This is a genomic window from Bacillus sp. ABR, from assembly GCF_056172715.1.
The window spans coordinates 266256-281280 of sequence record NZ_JAOYSL010000005.1 but is presented as its reverse complement, the minus strand read 5'-3'; the positions used below and the strand labels follow the sequence as shown (position 1 = coordinate 281280).

At 42.1% G+C, this 15025-nt stretch carries 13 protein-coding genes; 10 read left to right on the top strand and 3 right to left on the bottom strand.

The window, feature by feature from the left end; genetic code table 11:
* Positions 1 to 80 precede the first annotated feature (80 nt).
* Positions 81 to 461, top strand: a complete 381-nt coding sequence (locus OIT90_RS16810) for a hypothetical protein (protein ID WP_039177408.1) — start codon at positions 81 to 83, stop codon at positions 459 to 461.
* Between the two features lie 34 nt (positions 462 to 495).
* On the opposite strand, the gene OIT90_RS16805 is transcribed toward OIT90_RS16810, so the two are convergent.
* Positions 496 to 894 (bottom strand): hypothetical protein, encoded by a 399-nt coding sequence (locus tag OIT90_RS16805; RefSeq protein WP_039177410.1) that lies wholly within the window; start codon positions 892 to 894, stop codon positions 496 to 498.
* Between the two features lie 151 nt (positions 895 to 1045).
* Here OIT90_RS16805 and OIT90_RS16800 point away from each other — a divergent pair, with 151 nt between their 5' ends.
* Complete coding sequence (locus OIT90_RS16800; RefSeq protein ID WP_034282294.1) at positions 1046 to 1552, top strand: YhcN/YlaJ family sporulation lipoprotein; 507 nt, start codon at positions 1046 to 1048, stop codon at positions 1550 to 1552.
* 156 nt (positions 1553 to 1708) lie between these two features.
* Entirely contained in the window at positions 1709 to 2584 is an 876-nt protein-coding gene (locus tag OIT90_RS16795) for a hypothetical protein (protein ID WP_474892762.1), read from the top strand.
* Positions 2585 to 2610: 26 nt separating this feature from the next.
* Here the strand turns inward: OIT90_RS16795 and OIT90_RS16790 are convergent, their stop codons facing one another.
* Positions 2611 to 3255 carry a spore coat protein gene (locus tag OIT90_RS16790; protein WP_058838765.1) on the bottom strand — a complete coding sequence of 215 codons (645 nt, stop codon included), beginning with the start codon at positions 3253 to 3255 and terminating at the stop codon, positions 2611 to 2613.
* A 144-nt stretch (positions 3256 to 3399) separates the two neighbouring features.
* Between OIT90_RS16790 and OIT90_RS16785 the strand changes: the two genes are divergently transcribed.
* The 3 genes from OIT90_RS16785 (at position 3400) to OIT90_RS16775 (ending at position 10384) form a co-directional block, all read left to right on the top strand.
* On the top strand, positions 3400 to 6780 hold the full coding sequence (locus OIT90_RS16785; protein WP_474892752.1) for a CheR family methyltransferase: 3381 nt from the start codon (positions 3400 to 3402) through the stop codon (positions 6778 to 6780).
* 87 nt (positions 6781 to 6867) lie between these two features.
* Positions 6868 to 9771 (top strand): 5'-nucleotidase C-terminal domain-containing protein, encoded by a 2904-nt coding sequence (locus tag OIT90_RS16780; protein ID WP_474892751.1) that lies wholly within the window; start codon positions 6868 to 6870, stop codon positions 9769 to 9771.
* 46 nt (positions 9772 to 9817) lie between these two features.
* Positions 9818 to 10384: a class D sortase gene (locus tag OIT90_RS16775; RefSeq protein WP_041089565.1), complete on the top strand. Its 567-nt coding sequence runs from the start codon at positions 9818 to 9820 to the stop codon at positions 10382 to 10384.
* A gap of 37 nt (positions 10385 to 10421) precedes the next feature.
* Here the strand turns inward: OIT90_RS16775 and OIT90_RS16770 are convergent, their stop codons facing one another.
* A complete protein-coding gene (locus OIT90_RS16770) occupies positions 10422 to 11330 on the bottom strand; it encodes an RluA family pseudouridine synthase (RefSeq protein WP_474892750.1) in 909 nt (302 codons plus the stop codon).
* A gap of 109 nt (positions 11331 to 11439) precedes the next feature.
* Here OIT90_RS16770 and OIT90_RS16765 point away from each other — a divergent pair, with 109 nt between their 5' ends.
* The 4 genes from OIT90_RS16765 (at position 11440) to OIT90_RS16750 (ending at position 14964) form a co-directional block, all read left to right on the top strand.
* Positions 11440 to 11787 carry a DUF5365 family protein gene (locus tag OIT90_RS16765; RefSeq protein WP_041089569.1) on the top strand — a complete coding sequence of 116 codons (348 nt, stop codon included), beginning with the start codon at positions 11440 to 11442 and terminating at the stop codon, positions 11785 to 11787.
* A gap of 310 nt (positions 11788 to 12097) precedes the next feature.
* Positions 12098 to 12763: an HAD family hydrolase gene (locus tag OIT90_RS16760; RefSeq protein ID WP_041089572.1), complete on the top strand. Its 666-nt coding sequence runs from the start codon at positions 12098 to 12100 to the stop codon at positions 12761 to 12763.
* 15 nt (positions 12764 to 12778) lie between these two features.
* Positions 12779 to 14317, top strand: coding sequence for a bifunctional GNAT family N-acetyltransferase/carbon-nitrogen hydrolase family protein (locus OIT90_RS16755; protein ID WP_012009394.1), 1539 nt, complete (start codon positions 12779 to 12781; stop codon positions 14315 to 14317).
* A 230-nt stretch (positions 14318 to 14547) separates the two neighbouring features.
* Positions 14548 to 14964, top strand: a complete 417-nt coding sequence (locus OIT90_RS16750; protein WP_024425308.1) for a VOC family protein — start codon at positions 14548 to 14550, stop codon at positions 14962 to 14964.
* The last annotated feature ends 61 nt before the right edge of the window (positions 14965 to 15025 follow it).

The following is a 15025-nucleotide window of genomic DNA, read 5'->3' as shown; positions in this document are numbered from 1 at the left end:
AAAATTACTAAAATTTGTTGCAAAAGAAAAGGGGAAAAAGGATAATTAATAAAAATTTTAATGAAGAGGAATTGAAGAAAATGCGAGGAAAACGCTTTCCAGATCAAACGGACTGGCTTTCTTTTTTTGAAAAAATGCCAGATGCCGGATTTGAAAAAGAAATGCCGGTTGAATATCAAGATTTGACGTTTCGGTTCGAGAATCAGGAGGAGCGATTTGTTGTGGACATGTCGCTTGCTATGCGGGAATTTACCTTAAAGGTTGTTCGAAAAAAGAACGAATCTGTTTTAGGCATATATGATTTTAAAACTGTGCAGCATGTAGAGATAAAAAAAGATCGGAAGGAAGAAAAGGAGCTGTTGCTGATATTAGAGCATCATGACGACTTCCTCACAACAATCGAAATCTCATTTTTACCTTCCTTTTGTCTCATGGTCAAAGAACATTTTTCTGGAGAATAAACAGGAGCCTCTTTTTATGAAGGCTCCTGTTTTATTATTTGTGCTCGATGTCATTGATGACTTGCTGGATTGATTCATCATCCATCACATTCATCACATTTTCATCAATGTGAAGAGATTGCGCATAAGACTCTCTTGGCTGATGGGTTCTTGTTGGTGATTGGTGCTGGTTTGTTTGATTTGGCTGGACAGCTGTGAATGCTTGCTTGATCATTTGTCCAACTTCACCTGTTCCTTTTGATTCTTTATGTGAGTGGGACTCATGGCGAGATGAGTTTTGGTGCTGATGGTTTGCGCCTGTCATCATTGAAGACATATTCATTTGTGCCATGCTTTTCAGCCTTCTTCGTAAAACTGGGGAGAATAATGCAATGATAGCTGTTGATACTGCGATCATTGCGCCAGTGCTCATACCTTTTCTTTTTTTAAACAAACGAATCCCTCCATTTGGTCGTGATGATTCTTCATCATGTTTAGGATGACCAAACCCAGCTGAATTATGAATTCATTTTACGAAAACAGAGGATGTGTGCATAAAAAGCCGGCTGGATGAAAAACCTATGAGCAAAAGGAGGGAATAATTGATGAATAAGAAATGGATGCTATCTTTACTGCTCGTGCCAACATTAATCACCGCTGGGTGTGGAATGAACAATCAAGGCGATGAGCGTAGAGGAACAATGAAAAGGCAATATGAAAATGTCACATATAAGAATGACAACATGAGACAGGATCAGCCAGATGTTCAAACACCTCAGAAGGTCAAAGTGGCAGATAAGGCGTCAGAGCTTGTAGCGAATATGTCTGAAGTGAAAACAGCGAACGTGCTTGTCACTGGAAAAAATGCATTTGTAGCCGTTGTGCTTGAAGGCAATAAAAGCGGTGATGTGACGGACGATCTGAAAAAGAAAATTTCAGACAAAGTCAAATCAACGGATCAACAAATCGACAACGTGTATGTATCTGCTAATCCAGACTTTGTCGATCGTATGCAAGGGTACGGAAAACGTATTAAAAGCGGAGAGCCAATTTCAGGATTCTTCGATGAATTTACTGAAACGGTTAGACGTGTCTTCCCTGAATCAAAATAGCTACGACAAAAGCCGTATGTCATATGCGGCTTTTTTGTTTGGAACCGCACCTCGCGTACCTGACTGCATAAAGTAAAAAATATATCACCTCTTGTTGATCTTTGTTTCTTCATAGAAAGAGAAAGAGGGTGCAGGATGAATTCGGGTGGGGAGCAAATGAAAGCCAAGCCGTCATTGATTCATAAAAAACTTGTAGGCGGAATGATTGCAGCAGGTCTGATTTTTTATGCTTTCACCGCGTACTTGATTTATGTTGCGTTTCAGCTGACAGGACAATATTTAGAGCAGCAGTCTTCTCCTAAAACGATTATCACGGAGGGACTCAATAAGCAAGTCTATGAACATATTCGAATCTACTATGCAGAGGAAGAGGAAGCTTTTGTTGATCTGACAATAGAGGCTTTGAAACAGGCAGAGAAGAGGACAGCGTCAGTGTTTCAATTTGAAGCTGACAGACCTTTAGACGTTATCTATTTTGATGATAAAGAGTCGATCGAACAAGTGGCGGGGATCAAGCATATTACTGGATTTTACTCTGATCATGATCAAATGATAGGGTTATATCCAGATAAACGGGAAGCATTATTGAAGAAAGAGACACTGCCTTTATACTTTTTCAATACGTTGTTTATTCATGAGTATGCTCATTTTGTTTTCTATGAAAAGGTCCATTCATATGAAGTGTCTCCAGGAATGTTTCCGCTTTGGTTCCACGAAGGAACAGCAGAATGGACGGCCTATGACGTGTTAAATGCTACGTCTGAACGCTTCGACGTGGTTCCTTTTCAATCTCTTCATTCTGATCAAGACTGGCAGAATTCACGGGTGACGTATGAAACAGATGTCTATTTACAAAGCTATTATATGATCTATGAGCTGGTGCAGCTTTGCGGACGAGGCGTCATACATGAAATCATAGAGGAAACTGCGAAAACGGGCCAATTTGCTAGCGGCTTTGAACAGGCGACGGGGAAGAGGCTCACAGATTTTGAAGATCAGTTTAAAGTCATGTACCAAAGAAAAAACGGCTGACCAAAGAAGGGGGTCAGCCGTTTTTCTTAATGAAGAGGCTTTTGTTGATCGGCCTTACTAGGAGGCATTTGAACCTGCCCCTGAAGCTGTGCAAAAGCTGACGTCATGGCGGTCATGTCTTGTTTGGAAAGCTGAGGAACTTGATAGTAGCCATGCTTATTTTGATACAAGAAAATTTCATACGCCATTTCGATAAAGTTCGGAATCTGCGCAGCAAGCACACGTCTGACAACAGGGTTTGTTACTTCTAATGCTGACATTGAAAGTAACCCGGCGTGTGATTTGACTAGGCTGAGCATGTGTCCTGTGATGCCTAAGTCTTTTACATCCTGTAATGACTGGTTCGGCTTCTTCGGCTGAGAAGGTTTGATTCCGTATGTCACTTGAGTGTGTTCTTTCATCATATAAGTAGCGGTTTCTTCACTAGGCTTTTGGCCTGTAGAAAAACAATCTACAGTGACATTGTACTGGGATAAAACGAATTGATATTGTCGATCCAGGATGTCGGATAATGCAGGATCTTGAATAAATTGCCGCAAGATCATATATTGATCCAAAATATTAATCGTGCCGGCTAAAATTTCATGTAAATCGAATAACTCATGCCCGCCATGGTTGAGCTCAGGCTGCTGAGCGCTTCCTTGAAACATTGGCTGCTGATCGTTTTGCATTGAGATTCCTCCTTCTGTTTATACACTCTGTTTTAATGTGAGGATGTTTTCACGATTTCATGCAAAAAACATTATTTACAATTAGAGGGTTTTCTTTCTTTTTGTCGAAAAAAAGTATCAGACGAATGAACATGGGGGTACCAGATGCAGGACAAAATCATTAATCGTTTGATAGAAGACGAACATGTGCAGACACCAGTGATCGGCATCGGTGTTTCGCCGTTTGAACAGCATCATCTTGAGGCTTTTTTTCAATCATTACCACATGATTTAAATGCCTCTTTTATTGTTGTGCAAAATCATGTGACAGGCGATTGTATAACAGATTTGGAAGCACTTGTTTTACCGATTGGCTACCGGGCAAAAACGATTAAACATGGTGAGAAAGTCATGAAAAAGACGATCTATTTTTGTCCGCAGCATGCAGCTGTGACGTTAACGGAAGATCACCGGCTTCATGTATCTGAGCAGCTGCCAACAAACAAGGCATGCTCTGTCAACTCGCTTTTTAAGTCACTTGCCAGTGTTCAAAAGGAAGAGGCGTTTGCGATCTTTTTTCAAAAAGGTCATTGTGTGGGGAGTGGGTTGCTTCAGTTGGTTGAGCAAGGCGGAACAGCCTTATCGTGCAGTGAGGTAGAGAGTGGTTTTGACAGTATGTATCATCACACATTCAAAAATCCATCCACTCTTGCGGCATATATGGCCAATATCATCAATGTTCCGCATGCTGATGAGATGGATCCAGCTTTACTAAGAATCATTGAACGTCTTGAAATGTATAAAGGGATTGCCTTTTCAGCCTATGAAAAGAAAAGGCTGCTTTCTGTCATTCAAAAGCGTATGCGCACTGCAAACGAGCCGATGTCATTATTATCAGAGTACGATCGTTTATTAGAAAGAGAACCAGATGAGCTTGATCGCCTGCACGCTCAGCTCCTAAGCGGCACGACTACTTTCTTTAGAGATACGGAGGCTTTACGAGTATGTGAACAGAAGGTGATACCGTCAATCATTGACCATTCAATGAACAACGGGAAATCTCGATGCCGAATTTGGATTGCGGGATGTTCGACAGGGGAAGAAGCTTATTCTTTTACAATTTTATTTTTAGAAGAAATGAAGCGAAGAGATGTGTCCATTGAACTTCAAGTCTTTGCGACAGATATCAACCGAAAAGCCATTCAAATAGCTAGTAAAGGTCTTTATTCGAGAGAATCTATGGCAAGCATACCGGAAAAATGGCGGGCGCGATATTTCGAAAAGAAAGGTGACGCTTTTATTGTGAAGCAGTCGCTTAGAAAACATATTGTTTTTGCTCCTCACAATTTATTGATTGATTCACCTTTTATCCACCTCGATTTTATCAGTTGCCGAAATGTTTTGATGTACTTTGAGCCAGAAGTGCAAAAACGAGTATTATCCCGATTCCAATATGCTTTAAAAGATCAAGGGGTGTTGATTTTAGGGCCAAATGAAACTGTCCCCAATATCCCTCGATTGTTTCAATTGTTCAATGAGAAGTGGAACATTTACACCTATTCTAACGTTCCTGCACCTAGTGTCCCTTGGGTACATGACGCTCGTGATGCCGAGTTAAAAAAACGAGCTGCACAATATATGAAGGATGTAAGCGAGGATTATGATGCATGTATAGTCATTAATGATTGTAACAAAATCCTAGCGATGTCAAATGGGGCCTATTCCTTCTTAGACCATGTAGAAGTGTCAGATCAATCATGCGAATATGTGACACCTGAATATTTGAAAGAGATGTTAAGTCAAACCTTTCAAAAGGTATGGACTGACGAGACAGAGGTTGTGTTTCAGCATGTTCTCATTTCGGAAAAAGGAAAAAAGCAGTATGCGGATTTTACTGTAAAGAGTTTTGATCGCCGTTTTAAAGGAGTATACGTCATTCTTATTCGAATGAATGAGAGAGGAAAAAATCAAAAGAACAGCAGGGAAAATGGGATGTCAGATCAGAATTCAGTCTATCAACAGCGTATTGTCGACTTAGAAAATGAACTAAATGAAGTCAAACAAAAAGAGCAGGAGGCAAGGGCTCAATTAAAAGCGAAAAACACGCAAATAGCGGAGCTTGAGAAAAAACACGATCATTTTATTAATATCATAAACAACTTAAGGGTAACAAGGGAAGAACTGTATAGACCTTCTGTCAAGCCGGAGCTTGCGACGTTGTTTGTGGACCGAGACATGAATATTCGCTACTACACTCCTACAGCTGCCTCTTTATTTACTTCAGCTCAAATAAGGCACCAGCAATCCTTTCAGTCGATGGCTAAGAAACTTACGCAGGAAACGCTCTATCATGACATACAATCCGTTATCTCGGATAAGCGCGTCATCGAACGAGAAATTGAAACGAATGAAGGAGAACAATTCACCGTTCACATCACACCTATTCTTGACCAAGATCATGAGGGAGCGGTGATGACGTGGATTAAAATGACGGAAATGACAAAAATCAAACAGTCACTTCATCTAGCGGTAACAGCACTGGATAATAGCCATATCCATATTGTTGTTGCAACTGAGGAAGGGGTCATCCAATGCGTGAATCAGCGTTTTTGCCAGTTTGTGCAGCAGCATGAATATGACCTGATCGGCAAAGATATCTTTTCTGTCTACCATTCTCTGTGTCAATGTGATGATTTAGAAAAGCAATGGGACGTTTGTTTAAAAGAAGGCAGCTGGACAGGTGAGCTGTACTTTCAGGATTTATCAGGCCGTGAACGATGGGAGAGGGTCTCTTTACATCGAATTGATGATCCTGACAAAATGCAGTCTACCGTGATGCGGATTTCAGAGGACATTACGAATCAAAAGCAGTCAGAGAAGATGCTGATGAAGTCAGAGATGCTTTCCGCAGTAGGTCAGCTTGCAGCCGGCATCGCCCATGAGATAAGGAACCCGCTGACGTCGTTAAAGGGATTTTTACAGCTGATGATTCAAAGTAAGAAATATCAGAAGGATTATGCAGATGTGATGATGTCTGAATTTAATCGGCTTGAAGCCATTATTAATGAATTCCTTGTGCTCTCTAGAAGCAAATCGGTGAAATTTGAGCCGGTACAAGTCAATCTTCTGCTCGAAGAAGTGATCATGGTCGTTGAATCACAAGCGGTTTTAAAAGGCGTGTCTATTCAAAAGAATTTGTCTCCGTCGCTGCCAAACATTCAAGGTATACCGAATGAACTGAAACAAGTCTTCTTAAACATTCTTAAAAACGGTATTGAAGCGATGGATGGTGTGACAGGTGTTATTCAGGTCACATCCGTATTGGAACATAATCAGATGATGCTGATCTTTGAAGACCAAGGTAAGGGCATACCAGAAGACGAAATAGGGAAACTGGGTGAACCTTTTTATACAACGAAAGAAAAAGGGACTGGCCTTGGTTTAATGATGACGATTAAAATCATTGAAAGCCATGGCGGCAGCATTCGTTTTGAAAGCAAAAGCTTCGAGGGGACACGGGTGATTATTACGTTTCCAATGAGCTAGCAGACATAAGATTTACAAGAAATCCATCTACCATCAATATTTACTTAGTACACTATGAGAGATAAAGCTCGGAAGGGGAGAGGTTTAATGAAACGTGTTCGATCCATTCGAATGATCTGCTGTTTGGTTTTGGTGATCTTTAGTCTGCAAACTTTACTGCCTGGCATGATCACAGCAGAACAAGCCAGTGCGTCTGAAAAGAAGGAAACGGTATGGAACCAAAAGAAGCCAATGAAAATCAAGAAAGCCCGTCAGCTAATCGGAGAGACAGTGACAGTGAGCGGAATTGTGACAGCAGATCAATCTGCTATAGGCAATGGGAAACTGTCAACGTACATTCAAGACAAATCAGCTGGAATCAATATATATTCAGCACAGCCTGACAACTTCCCAGAACTAAAAGCGGGCATGAAGGTGACAGTATCGGGGAAGATCACGTCTTATAAAGGACTGATTGAAATTGTGCCGGATCGAGACCGCCTGAAGATCGATGGTGTGAATCAAGCCTTGCCAAAGCCGAAGCGAGTCTCCGTGAAACAACTAGAAATGGATCAGGCACGTAAACATGAAGGAAAACTTGTGAAGGTCAAGGGCTATGTTGAATCAAAACCAGAGCAGCCGGCTGGCGGTGGATACAATGTGGTGATCATTGATAAAAAATATCACAGCACCACCCTTAGAGTGATGGTGGATACAAGTGCCATTGATGAAGTGAAGACAGGGAAGTGGTATGAGTTTACAGGAGTGTTAAGCAGGTATGATACGCTGCAGGTGCTTCCACGACACAAGGGTGATGTCAGCCTGCTGAAACGCCAGCCAAAGCCGCCAAAAATCAAGAAAGAATACGAGGCAACGGTTGACCGGGTGGTGGATGGAGATACGATTCATTTAAAGAAGCCTGTGCTTGGTACAACAAAGGTGCGCTTTGTGAATATGGACACGCCGGAAACGTACCATAAGCCCAAAAATGAATTAGATCAAAATCAGCTGCGTTTTGGACAGAAGGCGGCGGACTATTTAAACACACTTCTTTCAAGCGGAGATAAAGTCACATTAAAGATTGGTCCAGAAGCGAAGGACGGCTATGGACGTCTTTTAGCTCAAGTGAAAACCAAAAAAGGGGTCAATACGAATTTAGAGCTTGTGAAAAAAGGATATGCTCCTACGTATTTCATCTGGCCGGTTGGAGATGAAAAGGACTATCAGACGTTCCAAAAAGCTGTCAAAGAGGCGAAAGAAAAAGGGCTTGGCATTTGGAATGAAGCAGATCCGCTGCTGGAACAGCCGTTTGAATTTAGAGCACGTGAACAGAAAAAAGGACTGACACGCTACGTCGGTGATTCATCAGCGAAAACGTACGTATCGCCTGACAGCTGGAAAGAAATTTCTGTAGATAAACGCATCTTTTTTGCTTCAAAAGAAGAAGCAGAACAGGCTGGCTATCAGCCGGCAGAAGGAACTGGGGAAGTCCCATTAACCATTTTAAGCATGAATGATTTACACGGGAAAATTGATCAACAATACGAACTGGATCTGAAAGGTGATGGCAATAAAGGAACGTACGGACGGATGGATTATGTGACGGCTTATATGAAACAAAAACAAGCAGCAAACAAAAATACGATCACAGTCCATGCTGGAGATATGATTGGCGGCAGCTCTCCAATATCTTCTCTTCTGCAAGATGAACCAACAGTTGAACTCATGGAGAACATTGGCTTTGATGTTGGCACGGTCGGCAACCATGAATTTGATGAAGGGGTGGACGAGCTATTACGGATCATAAATGGCGGAGAACATCCTAAAGGCACAAAGGGATATGACGGACAGAATTTTCCGCTCGTTTGTGCAAATTGTGAATACAAGGATACAGGTAAGCCACTTTTACCTGCTTATGAAATCATGGATGTCGAAGGAATCCCTGTAGCATTTATCGGTGTTGTGACAAAGTCAGCCGCAGGAATGGTCATGCCAGAAGGGATTAAAGACATTCAGTTTACAGATGAAGTTAAAGCGGTAAATGAAGCTGCGAAGGAATTAAAAGAAAAAGGGATCAAAGCCATTGCGGTTTTAGCTCATATGACAGCCTCGCAAAATGGAGATACCATCACTGGAGAGAGTGCGAAGCTTGCCAAAGAAGGCGATGATGAAATTGATGTCATCTTTGCAGGGCATAATCACGAAGTCGTAAACGGAGAGGTCAATGGGAAATTAATTGTTCAAGCCTTTGAATATGGGAAGGCCATTGGCGAAGTTAATGTAACACTTGACCGCAAAACGAAGGATATTGTCAAAAAGAGTGCAAATATCCAGTATGTAGACCAGTCTGGTATTGAAAAGGACAAGGAAGCAGCCGGCATCTTGGCTCATTACGGGAAAGAAGTTGAGCCGATTATTAGTGAGGTAGTTGGAGAAGCGGGTGTCAAAATGGAAGGCGGCTATTCAAATGATGGAGACACGCCGCTCGGTAATTTGATTGCCGATGGTATGAGATATTCTATGAAAAGTGATTTTGCCATGATGAATGGCGGCGGGATCAGGCAAAACCTTGAAAAAGGGCCGATTACGTGGGGAAATCTGTTTAATATTCAGCCCTTTGGCAACGTTTTAGTTAAACTTGAGATTAAGGGGAAAGACTTGGCTGAGATCATTGAAGCGCAAATTTCTCCTCAATTTGGACCAGATTATAGCATTTCAGGCTTTTCATATTCCTATGATCCGGTAACATATAAAGTAGTCGACTTAAAGCTTCCAGATGGTTCAGCTGTTGCGCTCGATCAAACGTATACACTCACGGTGAATAATTTTATGGCAACTGCAACTGGCAGTAAATATGCACCGATAGGACGGCTGGGGAAAAATCCTGAAACAGGTCCAGAGGATTTAGAAGCCACTGTCGCTTTTGTGAAGAGCTTTGAAGGAGCTTCCATTGTGTATCAAAAAGAGGGACGCATTCAAAAAGCAAAACAAGAAGAAAAAGCAGCAAGCTAATGACCGTATCATCTAAGAGAAATGTAACAGGTAAAGGAGTTTAAGCATGAAAAAGTGGCTTGCACTTACTGTGATGACAGCAGGAATTGTCTTGCTCGGCTGGGGAATTTGGCAAATCGCCTCTACGCACCTTCAAACGGCACAATCATTAGAAGATGCAAAGAAAGCGGTAGCGGACGATCAAGGGATGTCAAAGAAGCAGTTTTCTCCTGATGTGGGGAAAGCCTCTGGCATCCTGACGATTCCGAAATTAAAAGCAGACCTACCCATTGTCGAAGGGACAGATGCTGATGACCTTGCCAAAGGAGTCGGGCATTACAAAGGCAGTTATTACCCAGATCAGAAGGGACAAATCGTCCTATCTGGCCATCGTGACACGGTATTTCGCCGAACAGGTGAACTGAATATTGGGGATCAGCTAAAAATCACTGTGCCGTATGGTGAGTTTGTTTATGAAATCACACATACGAAAATCGTGGATCAGCATGATACATCCATTATTACTTTACAGAATAAAAAGGAAGAGCTGGTGTTAACGACATGCTATCCATTTCATTTCGTCGGCAATGCACCAGAGCGGTACATTATTTATGCAAAAAGAGCATCTGTCTAAAGAAAAAGAGCCTGCTGTTTAAATGCAGGCTCTTTTTTTAATGGATGATTTCGTCCATGAGCTGAGACATATCTAGAGGCAGCGGTGCTTCTATGCTCAGGTGCTCACCTGTAAAAGGATGTGTCATGTCTACTTGTTTGGCATGGAGGGCGCATCTGTTGATATGATGACGAGCTCCGCCATAAAGTGTATCTCCGGCTAAAGGGTGCCCGAGACTGCTAAGATGGACTCGAATTTGATGTGTTCTTCCGGTCTCAAGTTGCAGCTTGACGGCTGTCATTTGCAGACGTTTATTGCTGTCCATGACCTGAAAGTGAGTGACAGCACTTTGACCAGTAGGAGAGATTCTTCGTCTGACGGCATGATGCTTGTCACGGCCAATCGCTGCATCAATAGTGCCTTTCTTTTTCTTGAAAAGTCCTTCTGCGATGGCGATGTAGGTTCGGCTGATCGTTTTTTTAGAAAGCATTTGATCAAGCAGTGCATGAGCTAATCTGTGTTTAGCAAAAATGACCGTGCCGCTTGTGTCTTGATCGAGTCTGTGAATATGTCTCACTCGCTTTTCCTCGCCATTTGCTTGAAAATGAAAGGCCACAAGGTTTGCCAGTGTGCCCGTTTGTCCCTTTTCATTCGGGTGCGTCGGTCGTCCAGCGGGTTTTTGCACAATCAATAAGTGCTCGTCCTCAAATAGTACCTCTAATTCACCATATTCTGGCGTCACATCACTTTCTTCCGTTTCAAATAAATCGATCAGTATGTGATCACCTGAACTGACTTTTGCTGCGTGATGGGCCGGCTTTTGATTTAAACGTACTTTTTGATGGTCCATCCAAAAATGGATAATCGGTTTTGAAGCCGACACGGCTGTTTTTAAAAACTGACTCAGTGAAGTATCTTGATGCTGCTCACCTACTTTTAGCGAGAGCGTGTGTCCTTGAATGTTCATAATATCCGTTCCTCTCTTTGGGTATATATAGGAAACACTTACCTTGGCGAACGCCTTTTTTTCTGTGCTATTCTGAATGGAGAAATAACGACAGAGAGGTAGATGTCACGTGAGAATAATGAAAGCTGCTACAGACCTGCAAGAGCAGGCAATTGAAGAAATATCAAAGGATGTTGAAGATCTTCTATCCCATGCTGTCGGCGAAGACCCAGCTGCGCGTCAAAAAGAACGCCCGCTAACCTTTGTTGAAGGGGTTTATAACGGAACGATGGACGATGCTTTTCGTATTTTATCGGGACTTCAGCTATTACATACCATTATTGTAAAACCTAAACGCCATATTACAAAGTGTGATCGTGAGCTATTCGAGCGAAACCGTGAGCAGGTCAATGCATGCGGCTTTTCTTTTCCGTTTGATTTAGACGATTTTGCCAGCCGACGCCTTCAAAATGCGTAAAAGTTGGTGTGAACTTCCTTGTTAACTTACACGGCTGCCGCACATACTATTTTTAAGGGAACGGAGAAACCTTTAGATCTGTAATACCAAACCCGCTCTTTTTCAACATTGCCTATTTCTCCACGAATCGGAGCGCTTGGATCTCTTGCAGAATGAACCGAACACGGGTAGGAGCCTGACAAAATGGTACAGGCTCCTTTTATACATAATTATTTTAGCAGACATTCATCTTTGAAAGTCAATTTTATTCACGATATGATAGCATTGAGTATCATATTAAAGACTTTCGTAAAAAAAAGGAGTGGCCTCGTTGGTAAAGGCGATTATATTTGATTTTGACGGATTAATTTTAGATACAGAAACACATGAATATGAAGTATTACAAGAAATGTTTGCGGAGCATGAGTCAGAGCTGCCTCTTTCCGTTTGGGGCAACGTCATCGGGACGCAGGCAGGCTTTAAGCCGTTTGAATACTTGGAAAAACAGCTAGGAAAGACGCTCGATCATGAGGCACTCACAGCGGACCGGCGTTCTCGTTTTCAAAAGAGAATGAAGGATGAATCAGCACGACCTGGCGTAGAAGCTTATTTACAGGCAGCAAAAGAGCTTGGAATCAAGATTGGACTTGCTTCCAGCTCAGACTATAAATGGGTGTCTGATCACCTGAAACAAATTGGCCTTTTTGATTACTTTGAATGTATCCGCACGTCAGATGATGTGGAAGAAGTCAAACCTCATCCAGAGCTTTATTTGCAAACCGCAAGCTGTTTAGGTGTAGAGCCAAAGGATTGTGTGGCTTTTGAGGATTCAGTGAATGGATCAGTGGCTGCCAAACGGGCAGGCATGAAATGCGTCATCGTCCCAAACAAAGTGACGAGCACGCTGCAATTTGAAGAATATGATGTGAGATTAGAATCCATGGCTGAAATCGAATTGCTCCAGCTATTCCATCAGCTTGAAAAAGAGGATCAGTAAGGGGGCAAAAACATCATGGCAGAAAAACTCGATTTAACGCGGTTTGAAAAAAGAATGGTGATCCGTAATATCCGGGAAGAAGATATTGACCGAATCATTGCCTTACAGGAGGTATGCTTTCCGGGCATGGACCCTTGGAAACGAGAGCATCTTGAAAGCCATCTTGAACATTTCCCAGAAGGGCAGTTTTGTGCTGAATTTGAGGGAGAAATCATTGGCTCTTGTTCAAGTTTATTAATTAACTTTGATGAATACGATGACCGTCATACTTGGCAGGACATTACAGATGATGGGTACATCACAAACCATAATCCAGATGGGATGAATATGTACGGAATTGAGGTTATGGTTAGTCCTGAGTACCGCCGCATGAAAATTGGGCATCGCTTATATGAAGCAAGAAAAGACTTAGCAAGAAGATTAAATTTAAAAAGTATCATTATTGGTGGACGCATCCCGAATTATCATAAATACCAAGAGGAAATGACGCCTCGTCAATATGTGGAGCAGGTCATGCTTCACCAAATTTATGATCCTGTTTTATCTTTTCAGCTGTTAAATGAATTCAGCCTGATGAGGATTAATCCGAATTATTTGCCGGATGATAAGGCATCCAGCACATATGCGACGTTAATGGAATGGAATAACGTCGATTATCGTCCGCAATCGAAAAGATATTATAAATCGGCGTTCCCTGTACGTATTTGCGTCATTCAATATGCGATGAAACAAATTCATTCCTTTGAGGAATTTATGAATCAGGTCGAGTATTATGTTGATGTCGCATCAGATGCGTCAGCTGACTTTGCCGTATTCCCAGAAATTTTTACAACGCAGCTCATGTCTTATTTAGAGGAGCGCTCCCCAAGTCTTGCAGTGCAGCGTATCACGGAATATACCGAGGACTACATTAATTTGTTCACAGACCTTTCTGTGAAGTACAACATTAATATCATTGGTGGATCCCATTTCGTTGAAGAGGAAGGGAAAATCTACAATATCGCGTATTTATTTAGACGTGATGGAACGATTGAAAAGCAATATAAGCTCCATATCACACCGAATGAAAGAAAATGGTGGGGGATTTCAGCAGGTGATCAGGTTCGGGTATTTGATACGGACTGTGGTAAAATTGCGATCCAAATTTGCTACGATATTGAATTTCCTGAGCTGGCTCGGATTGCAGCTGATAAAGGAGCAAAAATTATTTTTACTCCGTTCTGTACAGAAGACCGTCAAGGCTATTTAAGAGTGCGTTACTGTGCACAGGCTAGAGCGGTTGAAAACCAGATTTATACCGTCATCTCTGGAACTGTCGGAAACCTTCCGCAAACCGAAAATATGGATGTCCAATATGCACAATCAGCGATTTTTGCCCCATCTGACTTTGAATTTGCAAGAGATGGGATTGTAGGAGAATGTAATCCGAATATAGAAATGGTTGTCGTTGGCGATGTCGATTTAGAAATTTTAAGAAGACAGCGGCAAGATGGAACGGTACGTCAGCTCAAAGACCGAAGAAGAGATGTGTACCATATTGAATATAAGAAATAATGAAAAGAAGCGCCTATCATAAGGCGCTTCTTTTTGATGACATTTTTTAAAATGACATAGCAGCTGGACGAGCTAAGGCTTTCGCTGCTACCTGGTCAGGATTCATCATAATGTATTGTAAAAAATAAGCTAAAGAAGGAGGAGAGCTTATTTTTTCATGTGATAAAGGGATGCTCGAGTAAAATCTGAATATACTGAAACGAGATCATGTGTTCAAAAAGGAGAGGAAAATGGGGCGACAAGCTAAACATTTGTATATCAATTTACCGGTAAAGCATGTCAAGGAATCAAAGGCTTTTTTTGAGCAGCTGGGTTTTGACTTTCAAGAGCAGCTGACGAATGATCAGGCAGCTTGTTTGGTCATTGGTGACACCATTACGGTTATGCTGTTAACCCATAAGCATTTTCAAACCATCTCAGAGAAACAATTGGTGGATGCAAGGCAGGGATCAGAGGTCATTGTCTCTATGCGGGTTGATTCACGAAAAGAGGTCGATGAGCTGGTGGAGCAGGCGATGGCAGCAGGCGGGTCACCGTTTAAGGAAAAGCAGGATCATGGGTTCATGTACGGTTGGAGCTTTCAGGATCTTGATGGTCATTTGTGGGAAGTGTTCTATTTGGATGAGGAGAGAAGCGGCCTTTCATAAGGGTGCTTCAGCGTGTAGACAAACCCTCGCATTCGGTGTCAGGCCTGCGATCCGATGCTCA

Coding starts and splice junctions, on each gene's coding strand:
- OIT90_RS16780 (WP_474892751.1), top strand. CDS start 6,868: ATGAAACGTGTTCGATCCATTCGAATGATCTGCTGTTTGGTTTTGGTG.
- OIT90_RS16800 (WP_034282294.1), top strand. CDS start 1,046: ATGAATAAGAAATGGATGCTATCTTTACTGCTCGTGCCAACATTAATC.
- OIT90_RS16790 (WP_058838765.1), bottom strand. CDS start 3,255: ATGCAAAACGATCAGCAGCCAATGTTTCAAGGAAGCGCTCAGCAGCCT.
- OIT90_RS16770 (WP_474892750.1), bottom strand. CDS start 11,330: ATGAACATTCAAGGACACACGCTCTCGCTAAAAGTAGGTGAGCAGCAT.
- OIT90_RS16750 (WP_024425308.1), top strand. CDS start 14,548: ATGGGGCGACAAGCTAAACATTTGTATATCAATTTACCGGTAAAGCAT.
- OIT90_RS16755 (WP_012009394.1), top strand. CDS start 12,779: ATGGCAGAAAAACTCGATTTAACGCGGTTTGAAAAAAGAATGGTGATC.
- OIT90_RS16810 (WP_039177408.1), top strand. CDS start 81: ATGCGAGGAAAACGCTTTCCAGATCAAACGGACTGGCTTTCTTTTTTT.
- OIT90_RS16785 (WP_474892752.1), top strand. CDS start 3,400: ATGCAGGACAAAATCATTAATCGTTTGATAGAAGACGAACATGTGCAG.
- OIT90_RS16775 (WP_041089565.1), top strand. CDS start 9,818: ATGAAAAAGTGGCTTGCACTTACTGTGATGACAGCAGGAATTGTCTTG.
- OIT90_RS16795 (WP_474892762.1), top strand. CDS start 1,709: ATGAAAGCCAAGCCGTCATTGATTCATAAAAAACTTGTAGGCGGAATG.